The organism is Brevibacterium sp. OS20 (assembly GCF_056837565.1).
On the sequence record NZ_CM166367.1, the window covers coordinates 791,749 to 814,265 of the forward strand.

Consider the following 22,517-nt stretch of genomic DNA (forward strand, 5'->3'; position numbering starts at 1 on the left):
AATGCCGATTGAGCACTGCGGAGGAGGCCACGCGACTTTGCTGGTCTCCTCCGCCTGGTCATATGTAGTTGTATCTATTTTGCCTGCACTTGCGGGTCTACACTGGCGCCATGTCCGCGTCGCGCACTGACGAGCTGATCCGCCGGCCTCACCCGAGACTGCGATCGTTCGTGGGCGATTACGCCGGCTATGACATCTCGGGCGTCCCCGCGGGGACGCATCTCGGGCTGCCCTCGGGAACGCTGACCTTCATCGTCTCGATCGACGAACCACTGTGCCAAGTCGATTCGGTCACCGGCAGTCGCGAGCATTTCGATGTGCTGCTCGCCGGCCTCCACCTGCGCTCGACGCTCATCGCTCACCCGGGCACGATGTCCGGAATCCAGATCAACTTCAATCCGTCGGCTCCGCGCGCGTTCTTCGGAATCCCCGCCGCCGAGTTCGCCCACCACAGCGTCGACGTCGCTCGGATCTCCCGGCCGCTGGCCGCGGAACTGCACGAGCGGGTCAACCTCGAGACCGAATGGCCAGCCCGCTTCGCCGCCGTCGACGACGTGCTCATGCGCACGATCGATGATGCGAATCGTCCCCGCGCCGAGGTGACCGCCGCCTGGCATCGGATCACTGACAGTCATGGCGGGCTGCCCGTCTCCCTCATCGCCGACGACGTCGGATGGAGCCGACGCCATCTGGGCAGTCAGTTCCGGTCCGAATACGGGATCGGGCCGAAGGATGCCGCACGAATCGTCCGCTTCGATCGAGCGCGGCGACTCATCCCCGCCGGTCGGGGCAGTTTGGCGGAGATCGCTGTGAGCTGCGGTTATGCCGATCAAGCCCACCTCAACCGGGACTTCCGGGATTTCGTCGGTCTCAGCCCGAGCCAGTGGCTGGCCGCCGATGACGTGGCCCGGTCACGGACGGTGGGAACAGATTCGGCGGGGGTCGCCTCGGCGATGGGATGAACTGTTCCCATTTGTCCAAGACGTGGAGGGAGGTGCTCCGCGACGATGGAGTTCCATCTGCGACAAACTGAGGAGTGACCATGTCCGAGAACCATGCCAACGTCTGGCCCACTTTCCGCTACCGCGATGCCAGAGCCGCGATCGCATTTCTCCAGGATGCGCTCGGATTCGACATCGTCGCCGAGTACACGAACGTTGACGATCCGAACCGCGTCGATCACGCCGAACTGGCCTGGCCCGAGGGTGGGGGAGTGATGCTCGGGTCCGTCCGCGATGATGGCGGGGTCATGACGAAGACCGGAGTCGCCTCGGGGTCGGTGTATCTGGCCTCCGGCAACGTTCGCGAACTCCACGCGCGTGCGATCGCCGCCGGTGCCATCGAGGTCATGGGACTGACCGAACAGGACTACGGGTCGCTCGACTTCGCCATCCAAGACCCCGAGGGTGTGCTGTGGTCGGTCGGGAGCTACCGTGGGGCGGACAGGTGACGGCTGTGCCCGGTTCACGCCGTTCAGAGAGTCATTCCACCCGCGCGTCGACGCCGTCGGCCCACCGATAGGGGCGGGTGGCGAGCAGGGCTCCGACCGATCGGCGCAGACGCGAGACCTCTGCGCGGACGGTGACCACGTGGTCACCGTCCCCGTAGAGGCGCTGGCTGAGGTCGGCGGCACTGATCCCGGCCAGCCCCGCCGAGGTGACCGCCGCCAGAATCTGCGCCCTCCGTGGCGTGAGCGGAACGACCAGAGGTTCGGTGCCGGAATGGATATCCAGAACGGGCGGATCTTGCTTCGTCCGCAGAGTCACAGAAGCTCGACGATCGCCGGTGGGCCGCAGCAGCCATCCACCGGTGATCTTCTCCGGCAGGCACAGACCGGCACCGGGGATGAGGATCGAACGGTCGGCGGCCGGCACCTCGATGCGGTCGCGGCTGCGCACTCCCTGCTGATACGCCACCCATCCTGCATCATCGACGACGAGGGCCGGACCGGACGTGCCGGCGAGCATCGCCGACATCCGATCGCGGAGTGTGTTCAGCGCTTCCTGCTGAGCGATCATCAGCCGAGCCTCGGCCAGACGCACCGCCGTCGTCACCAACGACTGCACCGCAGGATGAAGAGTCATCGCCGGGCCGCTGATGTCGACAACTCCTAAGAGGGTCCCGACATGCGGGTCGTGGACGGGCACGGCGCTGCAGTACCAAGGGTGCTGAGAGGCCTCAAAATGTTCGGCGGAGAAGAGCTGGACGGGTGCCTCCTCGGTCAGAGCCGTGCCGATGGCGTTGGTGCCGACCTTGGCTTCGGACCAATGCGCTCCCTCGACGAATCCGAGCTCATCGGCTTGCCGTCTGGCGGAAGCCGCACCATCTCGCCACAGAATGACTCCATCGGCATCCGTGACGACGAGGATGAACGGCGCGGCGTCGGGAGCCCGCAACAGCACTGAGCGCATCTCATCGACGACCAGTCGCAACTGCGACTTCCGGCGTCGAGTCTCCAGCTCAGCCTCATCGGCGACGATCCGCGCATTCGCGCCATCCGGGTCCAGCCCCAAGCGCAGCATCCGATCCCACGAGCGCCTGACCAGCGCGCGCGGTTGCACCGGCGGCGAAGCCCCGGTGATCACAGCATCGTGAATGCGTGTCAGATCTCTGGCGAGATGCGCCAGATCCGGCTGAAGCATGCCTTGAGTATAAGTCGGGAACGTACCCCTGGCCATGAGGGCGAGGCGTCGGTGAGAATCCCGGCACGGCGTGGGCCATGCAATCCGATGCAACTCTTCCGAGCTGGGAGTGCCCGGCCTAGTTTGGAGTCACTGAACTCAATGAGGAGGAGTGACATGACAACGACGCTCGACCGTCCCCAGCTGACCGCCGACGACATCGCGATGAGGTGGCTGCAGGACTTCGAATCGGCGCTCAGCCGCCGGGACATCCCTGCCGCAGCCGGACTGTTCGCCACCGACAGCTATTGGAGGGACCTCGTGTCCTTCACCTGGAATCTCAAAACAGTGGAGAACCCCGACGGAGTCACCGACCTGCTCACACACAATCTCGACCGGGTCTCACCGGAGGAATTCGAACTCAGCGAACCGGCGGCAACCGCTGACGGAGTGACGGAAGCATGGTTCACCTTCACCACCTCGGTGGGGCGTGGCAAGGGACTCGTCCGCCTCATCGATGAAGACGGCATCAAGGCCTGGACCGTGCTCACCTCGCTGCAGGAGATCACCGGACACGAAGAGCCGCGCGGCACCCGCCGGGTCAAAGGTGCCGAGCACGGCGTCGATCCTGAGCGGAAGAGCTGGTCGGAGAAGCTCGCCGAGGAGGACGCCGCCTGGGGCGCGACCGCCGACCCCTACATCCTCGTCGTCGGTGGCGGTCAGGGCGGGATCGCCCTCGGCGCTCGCCTCCGCCAACTCGGGGTGCCGTCCCTGGTCATCGACCGGTGGGAGCGGCCGGGTGATCAGTGGCGGTCGCGGTACAAGTCGCTGTGCCTGCATGACCCGGTCTGGTATGACCACCTTCCGTACCTGAAGTTCCCAGACAATTGGCCGGTGTTCGCACCGAAGGACAAGATCGCGGACTGGTTGGAGTTCTACACGAAGGTGATGGAGATTCCGTACTGGTCGTCGACCACAGCTGCCTCGGCGAAATACGAAGAAGCGGAAGGCCGGTGGACGGTCGAGGTTGACCGGAACGGGGAGAAAGTCACCCTGCGGCCGACCCATCTGGTGATGGCCACGGGCATGTCGGGCAAGCCGAGCATCCCAACGTTCCCGGGCTCGGACATCTTCAAGGGCGAGCAGCAGCACTCCTCGCAGCACCCGGGCCCCGACGCTTATGCGGGCAAGAAGGTCGTCGTCATCGGCAGCAACAACTCCGCCTTCGACATCTGCGGTGCTCTGTACGAGAACGGCGCCGATGTCACGATGGTGCAGCGATCGAGTACGCACATCGTCAAGAGCGATTCGCTCGTGGAGATCGCGATGGGCGACCTGTACTCCGAACGCGCGCTGGAGAACGGCGTGACGACGGAGAAGGCGGATCTCATCTTCGCGTCACTGCCGTACCGGATCATGCACGAGTTCCAGATCCCGCTCTACGACCAGATCAAGGAAGCGGATAAGGACTTCTACCAGCGCATGGAGGCCGCCGGGTTCGACCTCGACTTCGGCGACGACGAGTCTGGTCTGTTCCTCAAGTATCTGCGCCGCGGTTCGGGCTACTACATCGATGTCGGATCCGCCGAGCTCGTCGCCGACGGCAAAGTGAAGCTGGCCAAAGGGCAGGTCGACCACCTCGCCGAGGATGCCGTCGTCCTTTCCGATGGGACTGAGCTGCCGGCTGACCTCGTCGTCTACGCCACCGGCTATGGCTCGATGAACGGCTGGGTCGCGGACCTCGTCGACCAGGAGACCGCGGACAAGGTCGGCAAATGCTGGGGACTGGGGTCGGAGACGACGAAGGACCCGGGCCCGTGGGAGGGCGAGCAGCGCAATATGTGGAAGCCCACCCAGCAGGAGAACCTGTGGTTCATGGGCGGCAATCTGCACCAGGCCAGGCACTACTCGCTGTATCTGGCGCTGCAGCTCAAGGCCCGGCACGAAGGCATCGAGACTCCGGTGTATGGGCTGCAGGAGGTTCATCACCTGAGCTGAGCTCGGGGTGAATCCGGCTCTTTGAGGTCGGGTGGATGCTCATAGGTGGGCGAAATGGTCACGTTCTGTTACTCGGGACGTGACCATTTCGCCCACCGAAGGCATCTAGTAGGGAAGTGCATCTGCCGGGGGAGGTGCGCAGATCGTAGGAGAAGTTGCTCTAGGGGCCCAGGCGCCCAAGCCGCCCAGGCGCGTAGGTGTCTTAAAGCCCCAAACGCGTGAGCACTCGCTTCACATGATCGAGGGCCTCATCCTGTGACAGCCCGAAGTTCTGATTGAAATACATTCCGTCGCCGATGAGCTGAATCGTCATCGCCAGATCAGCATCGCCGAGGTGGTTGTTGAGAGCGTCGAACCACGCTTCACGTGTGCGACGCAGAGCCGCCTTGGCGTCCTCGTTCTCGAGAGCGAGGCAGCCGGCGGCGATGAGGCTGCGGTCCAGGGGAGTACCGACCTCGGCGGAGGTCTCGAGGTAGTAATAGTGGAGGCGCGCGCCGGCGGCCTTCATCTCCTCGACGTCTTCGGCGACCAGCTGGTCGAGGCGTTCCAGGCTGCCCTTGATGAGCTCGGCCTTCGACCCGAAATGATAGAGCAGACCGCCTTTGGAGACTCCGGCCTTCGCAGCTACTGCGTCCAGAGTCGCTCCGGCTGTGCCGTGTTCGTCGAGGAGCGTATCGAAAGCGTCGAGCAGCTTCTCCTTGGTTGCGGTCGGATTGCGTGCCATAGCCACGAGCCTAGTCCATGGCTGTACTTACGAGACGGACGTGTGCCTGGTGTTCTGCCAGCTGGGCATGCATGAGACCGCTCGGATTTCTCGCGCGGCCGGGCCTGTATCTGCGAAGTACCTGAGCATCTCGGTTGCAGCACGCCAACCGCTTTTCAACTGTACCGTCCAGACGGTACAGTTGATGACATGACGACGACACTGACTCCACAGCTGCGTGCCGGCCGGCGCGAATGGGCCGGACTCGCGGTGCTCATGATCCCCGTGCTGCTGATCTCGATCGACAACACGGTCCTCGGCTTCGCGATCCCGGCAATCAGCACCGGCCTGCATCCGACGGGCACGCAGCTGCTGTGGATCGTCGACATCTATGCGCTCATGCTCGCCGGTCTGCTGGTGGCCATGGGCAGCCTCGGTGATCGGGTCGGACGTCGCAAGCTGCTCATCATCGGGTCCGTCGGCTTCGGTGCGGCCTCGCTGCTCGCGGCGTTCTCCACCTCCGCCGAGATGCTCATCCTTGCCCGCGCACTGCTCGGCATCTTCGGCGCCACCCTCATGCCATCGACACTGTCGCTCATCCGCAACATCTTCGACCATGACAAAGACCGTCGCATCGCGATCGCCACCTGGGCCGCGATGTTCTCCGGTGGTGCCGCACTCGGGCCCATCGTCGGCGGCTTCCTGCTCGAGCACTTCCACTGGAGCTCCGTCTTCTTCATCAACCTGCCACTCATCGCGCTCTTCATTCCCGCAGCTGCAATTCTGCTGCCCGAATCGCGCGACCCGAACCCCGGCCGCTTCGACCCGTTCTCCATCATTCTGTCGATGCTTGCTCTGGCCCCGCTCGTCTTCGCCATCAAACACAGCATGGCGTCTGGCGCCGACTTCCTCTTCTGGCTCAGCCTGTCCGTGGCGATCGTCGCCGGAGCCAGCTTCGTCCTCCGCCAGCTCGCGACTCCGAACCCGATGCTCGACGTCCGTCTGTTCGCGAACTCCGTGTTCACCTCGGCGGTGGTGTCGAACCTGTTGAGCATCATGGGACTGGCAGGGTTCCTCTACTTCGGCACCCAGCTGCTCCAGCTCGTGCTCGGACTCTCACCGATCGACGCGGCCCTAGTGCTCATCCCGGGACTCATCACCTCGGTTGCGGCCGGCTATCTGGCAGTGCCGCTCATCGCCCGCTTCGAACCGCGCGTCGTCGTGCCCTGCGCGCTCGCGCTCAACGCGGTCGGCATGGGCATCATCGCCTTCACCTCCGAACACTCCGTGATGGGAATGCTGCTGGCCTTCCTTATCCTCGGCATCGGACTCGGCACCGCCGAGGTCATCACGAACGACCTCATCCTCGCCGCGGTCCCCGCTCACAAGGCCGGAGCTGCCTCGGCGATATCGGAAACCGCGTACGAATTCGGGTCCGTCATGGGCACGACCGTCCTCGGCGGACTCTCGACCTTCATGTACGGATCCGCGCTGCAGTCGGCGATCGGGGACAAAGCGGACAGAGCACAGTTCGATACGCTCGGCTCCGCCCTCGAATACGCGTCTGGGTTGAGTGGTGCAGCCGGTGAGCGAATCACCGAGGCGGCCGTGTCAGCCTTCGACTTCGGCGTGCAGTGGGCCGCCGGTGCGGCCGTCGTCCTCGTCCTCATCGCCGCCGTGCTCACGAGCTTCGGCCTCAAGGGGGCCGGGCGACTGCTGCCGGGAGCTGCCGCCAACGCCGACCGCTGAGGCCGGGACGGTTCCTGACCACTGATCCGGCGGAGTTGCCCTACACTCGCAGCCATGAGCTCTCCCTCCCGATCCGCATATGAGCGGGCGCTCGGCGCTCGAGTGGCAGAACTCCACCCGGTCCTCAGGCGATACTTCGCGGTGATCCCTCCCGGCGCGGTGGGTGTCGGTGAAGGTGTCTTCGAATCGTTCGGCACCCAACGGCGGTGGCTGTGGCCCGTCCTCGCAATTGCGAAACGGTGCGGTGTGATCGTGCCGGGTGTGCACCGCGAGGTTCCTTTTCGCGTAGAGAACCGAACGGAAGACGGTGAGCAGACGGCGACGCGGACGATGAAATTCGACGACGGTGATTGGTCGATGGTCGATGCGGTGTCGTTCGTCCCGCGCGGATCCCGATCCGAGGTAGGTGGAGAAGTTCCGTGCGACTCTCAGGGCGGAGTCGTCGACGTGCTGGGGAAGCCGTCCATCGTCGAGGCGGAGTTTGCTGTTGACGTGGTCAATGGGGGATTGCGACTGCGCAGCCGCCGAATCGCGCTACGGGCAGGTGGGTTGCGGCTGCCCATGCCGTTAGTGCTGCGACCGGTCATCGAATTGAGTGAGCGATTCGACGACACCCTCGACCGGCAGAGAGTCGAGCTCAACGTCGACGTACCGCTGATCGGACGTGTCTACGAGTACTCCGGCACTTTCACCTACCGCATCGTGAGCGAATACCTGCGTTCGACGAGGGGCAATTGAGCGATTCGGGCAGTCGGCGAAGGTCGTCAATGCCCTCGATCAAGCAGAAGCGCGGATATCGGGACGTAGACGTCTCGATATCCGCGCTTGGCCTTGAACGGCGGTTATTTGGCTGGCGAACCGCGCTTCGCCTTGAACGACGGCTGGGAGCCGCGCTAGTTCAGAGGTTGACCGACTCCGCGGAGTTCGATGCCTTCGACGTAGCCTGTTTCTGTCGTTTGCGAGCCAGCACTCGGCCGATGCCGGTGTAGACAAGAGCGGCGATGAGCACGACGTAGATGACGATCGTGATCGGCGAGGACACCAGAGTCGACGCATCACCGCCGGAGGCCAGCAGAGAGTCGCGCAGGTTCGATTCGGCCAGGGGGCCGAGCACCATGCCGATCATCAGCGGAGCCAGCGGCACACCGTAGCGCTTGAGCACGAAGCTCAGCACTCCGATGCCCAGCAGGATGAGCAGCTCGAAGGTCGAGGCGGACGTCGCATAGATGCCCAGTCCGCAGAAGACCGCGATGCCGCCGTAGAGGTACGGGTCCGGGATCTTCAACAGCTTCGCCCACAGAGGAGCGAACGGCAGGTTGATGATGAGCAGCACGATCATCGCGACGAAGAAGCTCGCCAGCAGACCCCACACGAGCTCGGGGGAGCGGTCGAAGAGCAGCGGACCGGGCTGGATGCCGTACTGGCGGAAGGCCGCGAGCATGATCGCCGCCGTCGCCGAGATCGGCAGACCCAGAGCCAACAGGGCACCCATGGCGATGCCCGTCGTCGCCGATCCGGCCGCCTCGGGGGCGGCAAGACCACGGATCGCGCCCTTGCCGAACTGCGGATCCTTCCGACGGGAATCGAGCTTGCGCTCCAGGCCGTAGGCCATGAACGTCGGAACATCGGCACCGCCGACAGGAATGACGCCGAAAGGCAGGCCGATCGCTGTTCCACGCAGCCACGCCGGCAGAGCTTCGCCGACTTCCTCGCGGGAGAGGAAAGGCCGACCAGAGGCGTTGATCGTATTGTCCTTGGTCTGACGGCGGATGCGGGAGGCGATGAAGAACACTTCGCCCAGCGCCAGCACACCCACGGTCACCGTGACGAGGGAGACTCCGTCGAAGAGCTCGGGCACGCCGAGGGTGAACCGCTCGGTACCCGAGACCGAGTCGATGCCGATGACGGTGAAGCCGATGCCCAGCACCAGGGCTGTGAGCCCCTTGAGCACCGAATCGGCCACCACCGAGGAGGTGGCGACGAAGGCGAACAGGGCAAGGGCGAAGAACTCGGCCGGGCCGAAGCTTGTTGACAGCTCCGCCAGAGCGGGAGCGACGAAGACGACGAGGCAGCAGGAGATGAACCCGCCGATGAACGCACCGATCGCGGCCGTCGCCAAAGCCTGCGGGGCCCGCCCGGCCTTGGCCATCTTGTGGCCTTCGAACGTCGAGGCGATGGCCGAGGCCTGCCCAGGGGTGTTCATGAGGATGGCCATCGTCGAGTCGCCGAAGAGCCCGCCGAAGTAGACGCCGGCGAACATGATGAACGCACCTGTGGGGTCCAGCGCAAAGGTCATCGGCAGCAGCAGGGCCACGGCCATCGATGAGCCCAGGCCCGGCAGCACGCCGACAGCGGTGCCGAGGAAGCAGCCGACGAGGACCCACAGCAGGTTCATCGGCGTCAGAGCGTGTGTGAACCCTTCGAAGAGGGACATGAGAGCGTCCATATCAGAAGCCACCTCCCAGAATTCCCGAAGGAAGGTTGAGCCCCAGCATCACCGAGAAGGCGATATAGACCAGGGACGAGAACGTCAGTGCCAGAGTTAGATCGAACAGCGGCTTTTTCGAGCCCATCGACCGGGCCACGCACCAGAACAGCAGAGCGGCGGCGATGATCCACCCGGCGAATTCGAGGATGAGCGCGAAGGCAGCGAAACCGCCCGCACCCCAGGCCAGGGACACGAAGTCACTGTGCGTGCGGTGCTTCGCATCGGCCTTGCGAGCCGCAGCGAGAGCCTGACGGTCTTCTTCCGGTTCGTCTTCCTCATGAGGGGAGAGCCGCGAGGCCGCGACAGCTGAGGTCACCGGAGTCGAGAACGCCTTGTCCTCCTCGGCCGCGGCCGGCAGCTCGTCGTCGACGTCGACGGGTTCCGGATTGCGGATATAGGCGATGACCAGCAGGATCGTCAGCGCGTATCCGACGAGCATGATGATCGTCGGGAAGAACTGCGGACCCGGTTTGTCCGCGTCCGGGGCGACGTCCATGGTGAGGATGCCGATGAGCAGGTAGGTCGAGAATGCTCCCATGATGAGGGGGACGATGAGGCCCGACCGTCCCTGCCACCAGGTGCCCGCGCCGAGGTGGCCCGTCCTGTCCGTGCGCGATGTCGTCTGTGCGCTCACAGTCCCAACTCCTTCAGCAGCTTCTCCACCCGGGAGGTGTCTTCTTTGACGAATTCGGCGAACTCCTCGCCGGTCTGCCATACGTCTGTCCACTTGTTCCGATCGAGGGCGTCCTTCCAGGCCGCACTGTCACGGGTCTTCTGCAGGATCTCGAGCAGCTGAGCAGAGTCGTCACCGTTGATGTCCGGTGCTCCGAGCCAGCCGCGCCAGTTCGTCAGCGTCACCTCGTATCCCTGTTCGGACATGGTCGGCACGTCGTCGAAGCCCTCGATACGTTTGGGCGCGGCCACGCCGATGGCTTTGACACGTCCGGCCTCGATCTGGTCGGAGACCTCGTTGAAGCCGCAGGAGGCGAAGTCGGTGGTGCCCGAGAGCAGAGTCTGGATGGCTTCACCGCCGCCGGACTTCGGGATGTAGGTGATGTCAGAGGCGGGGATCTTGCCGAGCAGCGCCAACTGAGCGATGGTCAGGTGGTCGACCGAGCCGGCCGAACCGCCCGTCCACACGAACCCTTTCGGGTCCTTCTTCCACGCGCCGATGACGTCGTCGATCGTATTGTGCGGGGAATCCGCGGCGGCGATGAGGACGTCATAGTCCTCGGCCACGCGGGCGAGCAGAGTTGTGTTGTCGAATCCGACCGGCGACTTATTCAGCGCGATTCCGCCGACCATGGCGGTGCCGGTGGCCAGGATCGTGTCCGACTGGCCGTGCATGGTCGAGAATTTGCCGAGGCCGATGGTGCCGCCGGCGCCCGGGATGTTGACGACCTGGGCATTGTTGGCGAGCCGGTCGACGCGCATGGCCTGTTGGGTCTCGCGGGCGAATCCGTCCCAGCCGCCGCCGGCGCCGGCCGGAGCGATGAGGGTGAGATTCGATGACAGGTCACCCTTCGCCGAGGCGGCCCTGACCGAGTAGGTCGTCGCCGTTCCGATCGCCGCCAAGGCGATCGCCCCGTAGGCGATGCGACCGAAGGTTCGTCGCGAGGGATGGGAGGATTCCGACACGGAATCCCCGGGAGGTGGCGCCTTTGGCACGGACTTCTCCTTTGAAGGCAGGTGTGATGTGAGACTCACCTTAGAGGTTCCTGAGTGTCGACTGCGAGGTTGTGCTCACTCTGCGCGTTCTGCTCATTGAGCGCGTTGAGTGCATTCTGCTCAGAATGAGTCGGCGACGATACATCGGTCGGGTCCCGGGGTTTCCGGTCCGGCGGCTAGGCTGACGTCATGAGCGATACTTCCGGCACAGACTCCGCGGCCTCGACGACCGCGACCCCGGCATCGGCACCGGTGGCGAAGAAGGTCCCGTTCGAGCGCACGCACCACGGCCATACTTTCGTCGACGACTACGAATGGTTGCGTGAGAAGGAGTCGCCCGAGGTCATCGCCCACCTCGAGGCAGAGAACGCCTGGACGAGCGCACAGACCGCTCACCTCGAAGGACTGCAGAACTCGATCTTCACCGAGATCAAGACACGCATCAAAGAGACCGATATGTCCGTGCCCAACCGGCGCGGGAACTACTGGTACTTCTCCCGCACGAAGGCCGGACTCGACTATGGAATCAGCGTCCGAATCCCCGTCTCGGGTCCCGACGATTGGACTCCGCCGGAGGTCGGCAAAGAGCCTCTGCCCGGCGAAGAGGTCATCTTCGACTCAAACGTCGCCGCCGAAGGCGAGGAGTTCTTCTCACTCGGTACATTCTCGCTGAGCGACGACGGTCGCTGGCTTCTCTACGGTGTCGACACCACCGGCGACGAACGCTATACCCTCCGACTTCGCGATCTGGCCACGGGAGACGACCTCGCCGACACGGTCGACGGCACCTTCGCAGGAGCCTCCCTCGATCCGAGCGGCCGCTTCGTCTTCTACACCACCGTCGACGACGCCTGGCGACCGGAGAAAGTGTGGCGCCACGTCGTCGGCACCGACAGCAGCGACGACGTGTGCATCTTCCATGAACCCGATGAGCGCTTCTTCGTCGGCTCGGGCTTCTCACGTTCGGGCCGGATGATGTTCGTCGTCACCGGATCGAAGACGACCACCGGATACTGGAGCATCAGCGTCGACGACCTCGAGGCCGAACCGCAGGAGATCTGGCCCCGCGTCGACGGTGTCGAATACAACGTCGAGCACGCCGTCATCGGCGGTGAGGACCGCTTCCTCATCACCCACAACCGCAATCGCGCCGACTTCGAACTCGTCGACGTTCCAGCGGCCGATCCGACCGCCACGGGCCGTCCGGTGCTTGATGACATTGACGATCTGCGCATCGAAGACGTCGACGCCTTCGCCGACTTCATCGTGCTCAGCTACCGTCGCGGCGGATTTGCGCGCGTCGGCATCATCCGCTTGGGCGATTCCTCCTCTCCGTTCGGACCGCTGCAGGAGCTGCCCTTCGGCCGGGAGACCGGGTCACTCTACGTGGGCAACAACCCGGAGTTCGTGCAGACGAGCATCCGACTGCATTTCACCTCCATGTCGACGCCCGCCGTGATCTATTCCCACAGCGTTGCAGACGGCGCTGACACGGTTCTCAAGCGTCAGCCCGTTCTCGGTTCCGTCGACCTGGACGCCTACACCGAAACCCTGCTGTGGGCGAAGGCCGAAGACGGCACCGATATCCCGATCTCGGTCGTCTTCCGCAAGGACCTGCACCGTTCCGACGGCCACGGCGGTCCCGCCTCGGCGAATACGGGCACAGGCGACGGTGGGGACACAGCGAACGGAGCCGCCTCGGCGAAAGCCGAGCCGGCACCGCTGCTCCTCTACGGATACGGGTCTTACGAAGCGAGCATGGACCCGTACTTCTCGGTCTCCCGGCTGTCCCTGCTCGACCGCGGCGTCGTCTTCGCCATCGCCCACGTGCGCGGCGGCGGCGAAATGGGCCGACGCTGGTACGACCAGGGCAAGACCACGGCGAAGAAGAACACCTTCACCGACTTCATCGACGTCGCCCGCCACCTCATCGACACCGGGTGGACGAGCCCGGACCGACTCGTCGCCAGCGGCGGATCGGCCGGCGGCCTGCTCATGGGCGCAATTGCGAACATTGCCCCCGAGCTCTTCGCCGGAATCAGCGCCGAAGTGCCGTTCGTCGACGCCCTGACCTCGATCCTCATGCCCGAGCTGCCGCTGACCGTCATCGAATGGGAGGAGTGGGGAGACCCGCTCCATGATCCGCAAGTGTATGAGTACATGCGCTCGTACTCTCCCTACGAAAACATCACCGAGGCGGCCTACCCGCAGATCTTGGCCGTGACCTCGCTCAACGACACCCGAGTCCTCTACGTCGAACCCGCGAAATGGGTCGCCCGACTCCGTGAAGTCGGTGCGAACGCCCTGCTCAAGACCGAAATGGTCGCCGGGCACGGCGGAGCATCGGGGCGCTATGACGCGTGGAAGGAGATCGCGTTCGAGTACGCGTGGATCCTCGATGTGCTGGGACGATCGGATGTCGAAATAGAGCCCTGAGGGGACGACTGTCGCCGCAGATAACGATACTGGGACGATTGTCTCCAAAACCCGGATTCGGCACCCGGCGTCAGTGCCGGGCCATACAGTGGATATCATCACATTCGACGTGATGCGCGTCATGATCTCAGAACGGTCTGAGTGACGGCGGCGCATCATTCATCTGCATTGCCGTCACTATTCCTTGCGTGCGAGGAGCGGCGGTGTCGAATGCAGAATTCGTGACGGATCCGCACCGGCGGACCGAAATTCCGAAAGGGAGAAGAATGCGTCTCAGGAAAGTGGCCACAGCGATGGTGGCAGTCGGTTCGATTCTTGCGGTTTCGGCCTGCGGAGGCGGCGAAGGCGGTAGCGGTGAGGGCGATTCGTACTCCATCGGCGTCTCCCAGCTCGTGCAGCACCCGGCGCTCGACGCCGCGACCGAAGGCTTCAAGAAGTCGTTCGAAGATGCCGGCGTCGACGTCGAATGGGACGTGCAGAACGCCCAGGGCGAACAGGCCAACGCGACCTCGATCGCCCAGCAGTTCGCCAACGACGACCTCGACCTCGTGCTCGCCGTTGCCACCCCGGCCGCTCAGGCCGCGGCCCAGGCGATCACCGACAAGCCCGTGCTCTTCACCGCCGTCACCGACGCCGAAGAAGCCGGACTCGTCGACTCCAACGACAAGCCAGGCGGAAACGTCACCGGCACTTCCGACCTCAACCCGGTCGAAGAGCAGCTCAAGCTGGTCAAGGACGTCAAGCCCGATGCGAAGACCGTCGGCATCGTCTACAGCTCCGGTGAGGTCAACTCGCAGGTCCAGGTCGATCTCGCGAAGAAGGCCGCCAAGGACCTCGACGTGACGATCAAGGAAGCGACGATCGCGAACTCGGGTGAACTCGCTCAGGCCGTGGATTCGCTCGGCAAGGTCGACGCCTACTATGTGCCCACCGACAACAACGTGGTCTCGGCAGTGTCGACCATGGTCCAGGCGGCAGAGAAGAACAAGGCTCTGCTCGTCGGGTCGGAAGCCGGCCAGGTCGAATCCGGTGCGGCGATCACCCGCGGCATCGACTACACGAAGCTCGGCGAACAGACCGGCGAAATGGCTCTGAAGATCCTCCAGGACGGAAAGAAGCCCGCCGAGATGCCCGTCGAGACCAGCTCGAACCTCGAACTCGTCGTCAACCCGAAGGCCGCCAAGTCCCAAGGCGTCGAGATTCCGAAGAAGCTCGTCGACGAGGCCGACAAGGTCATCGAGTGATCGGAACCTGCTTCACCCCGTGACCCGGTGCGCGGAGTCCTGAACTCTCCGGAGGCACCGACGTCACCGGCCCCGAGGCCGTCGGCACTGAAACCGACGGCCTCGGGGCCACCACGAACCACACACCAGAAATGAACGGAAACCCATGTTCGGAGCATTGGAGCTCGGGCTCATCTACGGCGCGATGGCGCTCGGGGTCTATCTGACCTTCAAGGTCCTCAACTTCCCCGACCTCACCGTCGACGGAAGCTTCACCACGGGCGGCGCCACCGCAGCCTCCCTCATCATCGCCGGGGTCAACCCCTTCCTGGCCACCCTCGCGGCGATCGGCGCCGGACTCATCGCCGGCTACATCACCGGTCTGCTCCACACGAAGGGCGGAATCGACGGACTGCTCGCCGGAATCCTCACCATGATCGGCCTCTGGTCGATCAACCTGCGGATCATGGGGAAGGCGAACCTGCCGCTCCTGCGAGAAGACACCGTGTTCACCCCGCTGCGGGAGAACATGCTCATGGGCACCTGGGCATCGATCGCGATCCTGCTCGTCTTCGCCCTCATCCTCAAGTTCGCCATCGACTGGTTCCTCACCACCGATCTCGGGCTGGCCATCCAGGCCACCGGCAACAACAAAGAGATGATCCGCAGCCTCGGCGTCAACACCGACAACTCGACGATGCTCACCCTGGCACTGTCGAACGGCTTCGTCGCGCTCTGCGGTGCACTCGTCGCCCAGTACCAGGGGTTCTCCGACATCAGCATGGGCATCGGCCTCATCCTCGTCGGACTCGCCTCGGTGATCCTCGGTCAGGCAGTCTTCGGTAGCCGCAACATCTTCATGGCCAGCCTCGGCGCGCTCCTCGGCTCGGTCGTCTACCGGCTGATCATCTTCCTCGCCCTGCGCGCGGGCCTGGATACGAACGATATGAAGCTGACGACCGCGCTCCTCGTCGTCATCGCACTGCTGCTGCCCAGATGGGGCTTCCTCAAACGGATCCCCTCACTGCGCGGACGCGGAAACCGCGCGGCCGCCTCGGTGCCGGCCGGAACGACCGATATGAAGGACCCCGCAGAGATCGCCGACATCCCCGCCGGCGCGACCGGCGCCCGAAACGGGAAGGAGATCTGAGACCCATGCTCAAGATCGACAACATCTCCAAGACCTTCTTCCCTGGCACCGTCAACGAACGCAAGGCGCTGCAAAGACTCTCGCTCGAACTCGACGAATCCGACTTCGTCACCGTCATCGGCTCCAACGGAGCCGGAAAATCGACACTGCTCAACACCATCTCCGGCCGTATGCCCATCGACTCCGGTTCGATCACCATCGACGGCGCCGAGGTGTCGCGGATGCCCGAATACAAACGGGCGAGATACCTGGGCCGCGTCTTCCAGGATCCGATGGCCGGCACCGCTCCGGACCTCACGATCGAGCAGAACCTCTCGCTCGCGCTCAGACGCGGAAAGCCGCGTGGGCTGGGGCGGGGGACCACCTCGGAGCGACGCGAGCACTTCAAGGAGGAGCTCGCCACTCTCGAACTCGGACTGGAGAACCGGCTGAAGACGAAGGTCGGGCTGCTCTCCGGCGGTCAGCGGCAGGCGCTCAGCCTGCTCATGGCCGGATTCACTCAGCCGCGGATCCTGCTGCTCGACGAGCACACCGCCGCCCTCGACCCGCAGCGCGCGGCCCTGGTGTCAGCTCTGACGAAGAAGATCGTCGAAGCCGACGGGCTGACCACGCTCATGGTCACCCACAATATGGAGCAGGCCATCGCGCTGGGCAACCGGCTGATCATGATGCACGAGGGACGGATCATCTACCAGGCCTCGGCCGAGGAGAAGAAGGATCTGACCGTCGAGACGCTGCTCGGCGAATTCTCGAAACTCAAGGGAGCGACCCTGGGCGACCGGGCACTGCTGAACTGAACCGAGACTTCGCCGGAAGCCAGGCGAACGCCCGCAGGCAGGCCGACGGTCTGCAGACCGGATGAGAGGGCGGTTCGCACCGACAGGGTGCGGACCGCCCTCTCATCCGCGCTGGCGTACTTTACCAACCGGTTGGTAAAGTCGAGGCATGGCGAATGATGGACGGATGCGGATACTCAAGGCGGCGAAGGCTCTGGCCGAATCGCATGATTCGGTGCAGGGAGTGACGATCTCGCTGGAGTCGGTCGCACAGCAGGCGGGCCTGACGAAGCCTGGCCTGATGTATCACTTCCCTTCCAAGGAAGCGCTCATGCTCGGGCTCGTCGACCACGCCGCAGAAGACTGGGCACGGCGACTGCGCGAGCACACCGGGCGCCCGAGTCAGGAGCTGTCGAGCTTCGAGCGGCACCGTGCCTATGTCGCCGTGGCCACCACCGCCGAGGTCTCTCGCGCCGACTATTGGATCTTCTCCGATGCGCTCTACCACCCGAAGCTGACGCGGGCATGGAGTGAGCACCTCGGTCCGTGGTTCGACACCACCGGGCTCGATGATCGTGCGGTATCTCTGCTGACTGCGGCTCGATTCTGCGCCGACGGCGCGTGGATGTCAGAGGCGACGGGTGTCTTCCCCTCCGAGGACCTCGCCGCCGTACGCGAGCACGCCCTCGCTCTCATCGACGCCGCTGAGACCTCAACCGATACCGCCGAGGGAGCATCCGACAACACCGCTGTGGAGGTGAGCAAATGAATGCGAAACGTCTGCTGCTGCTCGTCACGGCCATCCTCGCCGAGGTGGCCGCCACCCTGATGCTGCGCGCCTCGGTTGCCGATCCGAGGTGGATCCCCGGAGTCGTCGTCCTCTACGCCACAGCCTTCTTCATCCTCGGGCTCACCCAGCGGCTGGGCATGCCGCTCGGAGCCGTCTACGCCACCTGGTCGGCCAGCGGAGTCGCCCTCGTCGCCGTGCTCGGCGTCGTGTTCTTCGGTGAGCTCCTGAGCATCGGCGCCATCATCGGCATCGCTCTCATCATCATCGGGGTCATCCTCGTCGAATCCGGCACTCCCGAGGAATCCGAGACCGTCGACGCGGAGGTGACCGAATGAGTTGGATGTGGTTGGCCCTGTCGATCCTCAGCGAAGTCGCCGGCACCTTGTGCCTGCGCGCCAGCGCCGGACTGCAGCGCAAGATCTGGTTCGTCCCGGTGGCGATCAGCTACACCGCGGCCTTCTTCTTCCTCAGCCGCACCCTCGCCGAGGGGATGCCGCTCGGCGTCGCCTACGGCCTCTGGGCGGCGTGCGGAGTCGCACTGGTCTGTCTGCTCTCTCGAGTGATCTGGAAGGATCCGCTGACGCGGAAGGCGCTCCTCGGGATCGGCTTCATCACCGTCGGCGTCATTCTCGTCGAAATCGGCTGACGCGGCCGTACCGGGTTGCACATGCCATACCCGGTTGCCCCGACCACGTCTGGCTGACTCGGCCATAAGCGGCCGACCAGGCCAGCGGTTCGCCTGCTCGTTGCTGAGAATTTATTGTGAAGCGTCAAGGAAGCTGTTATCGTCCGAAGATATGACCCCTCTCGAATTCGACGACCACCAACGCTGTGGATGGTCGACCCCGAATCGAGAGCGCCCGAGCTGCGGCTTCGCCAATGATTCTTGGGAGCCCGTGGCCGTCGGCTGGTGGGGCGGAGAGCCCTAGTCACTGATCGCCGATCCGCAGACCATCTGCCCGATCGACGGCCGCCGACCGGTCGCATCACCTGATTTCCCACTCGTACCCGATGTGCGTTCACGCCATCGGGCCATGATGCGTTCGTCTCCGTGCACGGCACCGATCGTTTTCGGCAGTCTTCCGCAACTATCGAGAGAGTGTGAACCGACCCATGACAGATGACCCCACCCGTACCGACGAACACGATCCGGGCCCGGATCGCCAGTCCGATGCCCCCGCCGAGGCGACCCGCCGTGATCCGCGCGAGAGGATCAAGGCCGACGCTCGCCGAATGAGGGACGACGCCAAACGCGTGGGACGTGAGACCGGGCGCAACCTCGGACAGTTCGACTACCGCCGCCCTCGCGGACCGGTGAAGGCCGATCTCGAAGATGCGCACGGCCATTACCCGCACGACACCCACCCCATCCTCGTGCCCGGAATCGCCATCGACGAACAGCGGCGGAAGTACTCGCTGGACACGATCATCTTCGCCATCGCCGGCGGCCTCACCGTCGCGTTCGTCATCTGGGGCATCACCAGCCCCTCCAGCGTCGCCAGCGTCGCTCAGACAGCCTACGACTGGGCCACGCTCAACGTCGGATGGCTGTTCAACCTCGTCGCGATCATCATCCTCGTCTCCCTGCTCATCCTCGCGTTCTCTCCCTACGGCAAGATTCCCTTGGGCAAGGATGGGGAGACCTCAGAATTCTCCACCTTCTCCTGGGTCGCCATGCTCTTCGCGGCGGGAATCGGCATCGGCGTCCTCTTCTTCGGCCCCTCCGAGCCGCTGACCTACTTCATCTCACCGCCGCCGCTGACGAACGATCCGGAGACGACCGAGGCGCTCCATGGGGCGATGGCTCAAACCTACTTCCACTGGGGCTTCCACGCCTGGGCGATGTACGCCCTCGTCGGCGGTGCCATCGCCTACGCCGCCTACCGTCGCGGACGGTCGCTGCTGCTGTCCTCGATCTTCCAGTCGCTGTTCGGCAAACGACAGACCGAGGGCTTCGCCGGCAAACTCGTCGACATCTTCGCGATCGTTGCCACTCTCTTCGGTACGGCCGCGGCGCTGGGCATCGCGGCCATGCAGATCGGCACCGGCGTGAGCATCGTCTCCGGCGCGGGACCGATGACGAACAATATGCTCGTCATCATCATCCTCGTCCTCACCCTCGGCTTCATCATCTCCGCGGTCTCCGGCGTCTCGCGCGGAATCCGCTACCTGTCCTCGATCAACATCGTGCTGACCGTCGGCATCGTCGCGCTCGTGCTGTTCCTCGGACCCACGCTCTACCTGCTCAACCTGCTGCCCTCGGCGTTCATGGAATACCTCGGGTCGATGTTCGACATGATGGGCCGGTCCCTGTCCTGGGGTGCCGAGACCCAGGAGTTCCAGTCCCTGTGGACCGTCTACTACTGGGCCTGGTGGATCTCCTGGTCGCCGTTCGTCGGCACCTTCATCGCCCGCATCTCCCGCGGCCGTTCGATCCGCCAGTTCATCCTCGGCACGATCTTCATCCCCTCGACGCTGCTCTTCGTCGCCTACGGCATCATGGGCGGAACTTCGATCTGGATGTACCGGTCCGGAGCGTCGGGCTTCACCGACAGCATGGAAGCCCCCGAGGTGTTCTTCACCCTCATCGACAACCTGCCCTATGTCGAATGGCTGCCGTTCGTCGTCATCATCGTCCTGGCGATCTTCTTCATCACCTCCGCGGATTCTGCCTCGGTGGTCATGGGCATGCTCACCAGCCGGGGTGATCAGGAGCCGAAGAAGTGGGTCGTCGTGTTCTGGGGTCTGGTGATGTCCGGCATCGCCGTGGTCATGCTCCTCCTCGGCGACGCCAGCGCCCTCGAGGGACTCCAACAGCTCGTCATCGTCACCGCAGTGCCGTTCGCGCTCGTCATGCTCTTCATCATCGTGGCCTGGTTCAAGGAGCTGCGGACGGACCCGCTGGCGCTGCGTCGTCAGTATGCGCTCAACGCGGTGGACAACGCCGTGGTCGCCGGTGCCGATGCCTACGGTGACGACTTCGCCCTCCAGGTCGTGCCTACCGAACCCGGTGACGGTGCGAACGGCGGAATCGACTCCGAGCACGGGGACTACACCGACTGGTACCAGCGCACGGACGAGAACGGCGAACCCGTCGGGTTCGACTACGAAACCGGCGAATGGGCCGACGGCTGGACCCCGGACGACGATTCCACCGCCGAGGCGGACGCAGCCGCAACGACCGACGCGGACTCCGTGACCGCCTCGGCGAGTGAATCCGACCCGGGGTCAGTGACCGATTCCGAAGCCGACTCCGGCTCCGACCGCAGAGAGGACCACTCATGACCACGCCGAACATCGTCGTCATCCAAGCCGATCAGATGGCTGCCCAGGCTCTGGGTGCCTATGGTGATGCGGCCGCGCTGACACCGAATATGGATGCCCTGGCTGCCGACGGAGCCGTCTTCGACCGTGCGTACTGCAATACTCCTCTGTGCTCGCCGTCGCGGGCGTCGATGATGACCGGGCGGATGCCCTCGGAGATCGATTGCCTGGACAACGGCGACGACTTCGCAGCCTCCGTGCCGACGTTCGCCCACCGTCTGCGCAAGCTCGGCTACCATACCGCGCTGATCGGGCGGATGCACTTCATCGGCCCTGATCAGCACCACGGTTTCGAAGAGCGCCTGACAACGGACGTGTACCCGGCCGATCTCGATATGGTGCCCGACTGGAACCGTCCGCTGGAGCAGAAGCTTCAGTGGTACCACGAGGCGGATCCTGTGTTCACCGCCGGTGCGGCGACCGCGAACGTCCAGCAGGACTTCGACGACGAGGTGATCTTCAGAACCCTGCGCCACCTCAACGACCGCAAGCGCGCGAACCAGGCTGCCGGGTGCGATCAGCCGTTCCTCATGGTCACCTCGTTCATCCACCCTCACGACCCGTATGAACCGCCGAAGGCCAACTGGGACCGATTCGCCGAGGTGGCAATCCCGGACCCGGCGCACCCCGAGGTCCCCGATCCGGCCGTGGACCCGCACAGCCACCGTCTGCGCACAATGTGCGGCTTCGACGAACGCGAGCCGGGAATCGAGGACGTGCGACGGGCCCGCCGTGCCTACTATGCGGCGGTGAACTACATCGACGACCATGTCGGAGCGATCCGGCGCAAACTCGAGGAGCTCGACCTGGCGGACAACACTGTCATCGTCGTCACCAGCGACCACGGTGACATGCTGGGGGAGAAGGGGCTGTGGTTCAAGATGTCGCCTTACGAGCAGTCCTCCCGAGTTCCCCTCATCATCAACGGACCCGCCGAGGTGATCGCCCCGGGCCGGTATGCGACCCCGGTCAGTCTCGTCGACCTCGCGCCGACCCTGCTCGAGATCGCACAGGGCACGGCCTCGTCCGGGCCGTCCGTGGGCACGGAGGATGCAGGTGCAGGAGCCGCCTCGGCGATCGATGAAGGACTGACCGGAACCTCGATACTCGAATCTGCCAGGCGGGAAGCCGCCGGCGGGCTCGAACCCGAGGACCGCGACGTCGTCATCGAGTACTTTGCCGAGGGCACCTACCGGCCGCAGGTCACGCTGGTGCGCGGCGATCTCAAGCTCACGGTGTGCCCTGGAGATCCGGAGCTGCTCTTCGACCTGGCGGCGGATCCCGACGAGCTGGTCAACCGCGCCGAGGATCCGGCCTACGCCCAGGCGCATGAGTCGATGCGTGCAGAACTCGAATCCCGGTACGACCTCGAACACCTCGAAGAGCATGTGCTTGCTTCTCAGCGCAGCCGCCAACTCGTCGCCGACGCGCTCAAGGTCGGTCGAGTCCGCCACTGGGACTTCGACCCGGAACCGTCGCACGGATATGTGCGCGGTGACTTCTGGTCGGCGTTCCGTTTCGGCAAGATCCCAGCCGCCGACTGAGTCGCCGGCTGCAGCGCCAACGGACCGCGTTGCCCTCGCGGTCGGTC

At 64.5% G+C, this 22,517-nt stretch carries 19 protein-coding genes; 14 read left to right on the plus strand and 5 right to left on the minus strand.

Annotated features, from left to right (window positions below):
- The first annotated feature begins 110 nt into the window (after positions 1 to 110).
- On the plus strand, positions 111 to 962 hold the full coding sequence (locus ACVZTU_RS03370) for a helix-turn-helix domain-containing protein (RefSeq protein ID WP_139469902.1): 852 nt from the start codon (positions 111 to 113) through the stop codon (positions 960 to 962).
- Positions 963 to 1,042: 80 nt separating this feature from the next.
- Positions 1,043 to 1,450: a VOC family protein gene (locus ACVZTU_RS03375; protein ID WP_482401417.1), complete on the plus strand. Its 408-nt coding sequence runs from the start codon at positions 1,043 to 1,045 to the stop codon at positions 1,448 to 1,450.
- A gap of 31 nt (positions 1,451 to 1,481) precedes the next feature.
- On the opposite strand, the gene ACVZTU_RS03380 is transcribed toward ACVZTU_RS03375, so the two are convergent.
- Complete coding sequence (locus ACVZTU_RS03380) at positions 1,482 to 2,642, minus strand: GAF domain-containing protein (RefSeq protein ID WP_248284084.1); 1,161 nt, start codon at positions 2,640 to 2,642, stop codon at positions 1,482 to 1,484.
- A 156-nt stretch (positions 2,643 to 2,798) separates the two neighbouring features.
- Between ACVZTU_RS03380 and ACVZTU_RS03385 the strand changes: the two genes are divergently transcribed.
- Positions 2,799 to 4,619 (plus strand): flavin-containing monooxygenase, encoded by a 1,821-nt coding sequence (locus tag ACVZTU_RS03385; protein ID WP_139469904.1) that lies wholly within the window; start codon positions 2,799 to 2,801, stop codon positions 4,617 to 4,619.
- 202 nt (positions 4,620 to 4,821) lie between these two features.
- Here ACVZTU_RS03385 and ACVZTU_RS03390 read toward each other — a convergent pair whose 3' ends face one another.
- Positions 4,822 to 5,343: a TetR/AcrR family transcriptional regulator gene (locus tag ACVZTU_RS03390; RefSeq protein WP_139469905.1), complete on the minus strand. Its 522-nt coding sequence runs from the start codon at positions 5,341 to 5,343 to the stop codon at positions 4,822 to 4,824.
- A gap of 189 nt (positions 5,344 to 5,532) precedes the next feature.
- On the opposite strand from ACVZTU_RS03390, the gene ACVZTU_RS03395 reads away from it, so the two are divergent.
- Complete coding sequence (locus ACVZTU_RS03395) at positions 5,533 to 7,071, plus strand: MFS transporter (protein WP_139469906.1); 1,539 nt, start codon at positions 5,533 to 5,535, stop codon at positions 7,069 to 7,071.
- A 54-nt stretch (positions 7,072 to 7,125) separates the two neighbouring features.
- Positions 7,126 to 7,809 carry a DUF4166 domain-containing protein gene (locus ACVZTU_RS03400; protein ID WP_259358754.1) on the plus strand — a complete coding sequence of 228 codons (684 nt, stop codon included), beginning with the start codon at positions 7,126 to 7,128 and terminating at the stop codon, positions 7,807 to 7,809.
- A 160-nt stretch (positions 7,810 to 7,969) separates the two neighbouring features.
- Here the strand turns inward: ACVZTU_RS03400 and ACVZTU_RS03405 are convergent, their stop codons facing one another.
- Genes ACVZTU_RS03405 through ACVZTU_RS03415 form a run of 3 tightly spaced genes read right to left on the minus strand, consistent with a single transcriptional unit; the run spans position 7,970 to position 11,227 of the window.
- Positions 7,970 to 9,517, minus strand: coding sequence for a tripartite tricarboxylate transporter permease (locus tag ACVZTU_RS03405; protein ID WP_139469908.1), 1,548 nt, complete (start codon positions 9,515 to 9,517; stop codon positions 7,970 to 7,972).
- Between the two features lies 1 nt (position 9,518).
- Complete coding sequence (locus ACVZTU_RS03410; RefSeq protein ID WP_139906968.1) at positions 9,519 to 10,193, minus strand: tripartite tricarboxylate transporter TctB family protein; 675 nt, start codon at positions 10,191 to 10,193, stop codon at positions 9,519 to 9,521.
- On the minus strand, positions 10,190 to 11,227 hold the full coding sequence (locus ACVZTU_RS03415) for a Bug family tripartite tricarboxylate transporter substrate binding protein (protein ID WP_482401418.1): 1,038 nt from the start codon (positions 11,225 to 11,227) through the stop codon (positions 10,190 to 10,192). The genes ACVZTU_RS03410 and ACVZTU_RS03415 overlap by 4 nt, the downstream gene beginning before the upstream one ends.
- A 189-nt stretch (positions 11,228 to 11,416) precedes the next feature.
- On the opposite strand from ACVZTU_RS03415, the gene ACVZTU_RS03420 reads away from it, so the two are divergent.
- The 9 genes from ACVZTU_RS03420 to betC all read left to right on the plus strand — a co-directional run bounded on the left by ACVZTU_RS03420 (position 11,417) and on the right by betC (position 22,470).
- Positions 11,417 to 13,663, plus strand: coding sequence for a S9 family peptidase (locus tag ACVZTU_RS03420; RefSeq protein WP_482401419.1), 2,247 nt, complete (start codon positions 11,417 to 11,419; stop codon positions 13,661 to 13,663).
- Between the two features lie 266 nt (positions 13,664 to 13,929).
- Positions 13,930 to 14,907, plus strand: coding sequence for an ABC transporter substrate-binding protein (locus ACVZTU_RS03425; protein WP_482401420.1), 978 nt, complete (start codon positions 13,930 to 13,932; stop codon positions 14,905 to 14,907).
- A 145-nt stretch (positions 14,908 to 15,052) separates the two neighbouring features.
- A complete protein-coding gene (locus tag ACVZTU_RS03430; protein ID WP_482401421.1) occupies positions 15,053 to 16,036 on the plus strand; it encodes an ABC transporter permease in 984 nt (327 codons plus the stop codon).
- 5 nt (positions 16,037 to 16,041) lie between these two features.
- Positions 16,042 to 16,833 (plus strand): ABC transporter ATP-binding protein, encoded by a 792-nt coding sequence (locus ACVZTU_RS03435; RefSeq protein ID WP_482401422.1) that lies wholly within the window; start codon positions 16,042 to 16,044, stop codon positions 16,831 to 16,833.
- A 148-nt stretch (positions 16,834 to 16,981) separates the two neighbouring features.
- Positions 16,982 to 17,581, plus strand: a complete 600-nt coding sequence (locus ACVZTU_RS03440; RefSeq protein ID WP_482401423.1) for a TetR/AcrR family transcriptional regulator — start codon at positions 16,982 to 16,984, stop codon at positions 17,579 to 17,581.
- A complete protein-coding gene (locus tag ACVZTU_RS03445) occupies positions 17,578 to 17,937 on the plus strand; it encodes a DMT family transporter (RefSeq protein WP_139906975.1) in 360 nt (119 codons plus the stop codon). Before ACVZTU_RS03440 ends, ACVZTU_RS03445 begins: the two co-directional genes overlap by 4 nt.
- Positions 17,934 to 18,248: a DMT family transporter gene (locus ACVZTU_RS03450; RefSeq protein ID WP_259358748.1), complete on the plus strand. Its 315-nt coding sequence runs from the start codon at positions 17,934 to 17,936 to the stop codon at positions 18,246 to 18,248. Before ACVZTU_RS03445 ends, ACVZTU_RS03450 begins: the two co-directional genes overlap by 4 nt.
- Before the next feature lie 587 nt (positions 18,249 to 18,835).
- The gene (locus ACVZTU_RS03455; protein ID WP_482401743.1) at positions 18,836 to 20,887 is read left to right on the plus strand and encodes a BCCT family transporter; all 2,052 of its coding nucleotides are present in this window, start codon (positions 18,836 to 18,838) and stop codon (positions 20,885 to 20,887) included.
- The gene (gene betC / locus ACVZTU_RS03460; protein ID WP_482401424.1) at positions 20,884 to 22,470 is read left to right on the plus strand and encodes a choline-sulfatase; all 1,587 of its coding nucleotides are present in this window, start codon (positions 20,884 to 20,886) and stop codon (positions 22,468 to 22,470) included. The genes ACVZTU_RS03455 and betC overlap by 4 nt, the downstream gene beginning before the upstream one ends.
- Positions 22,471 to 22,517: the final 47 nt, after the last annotated feature.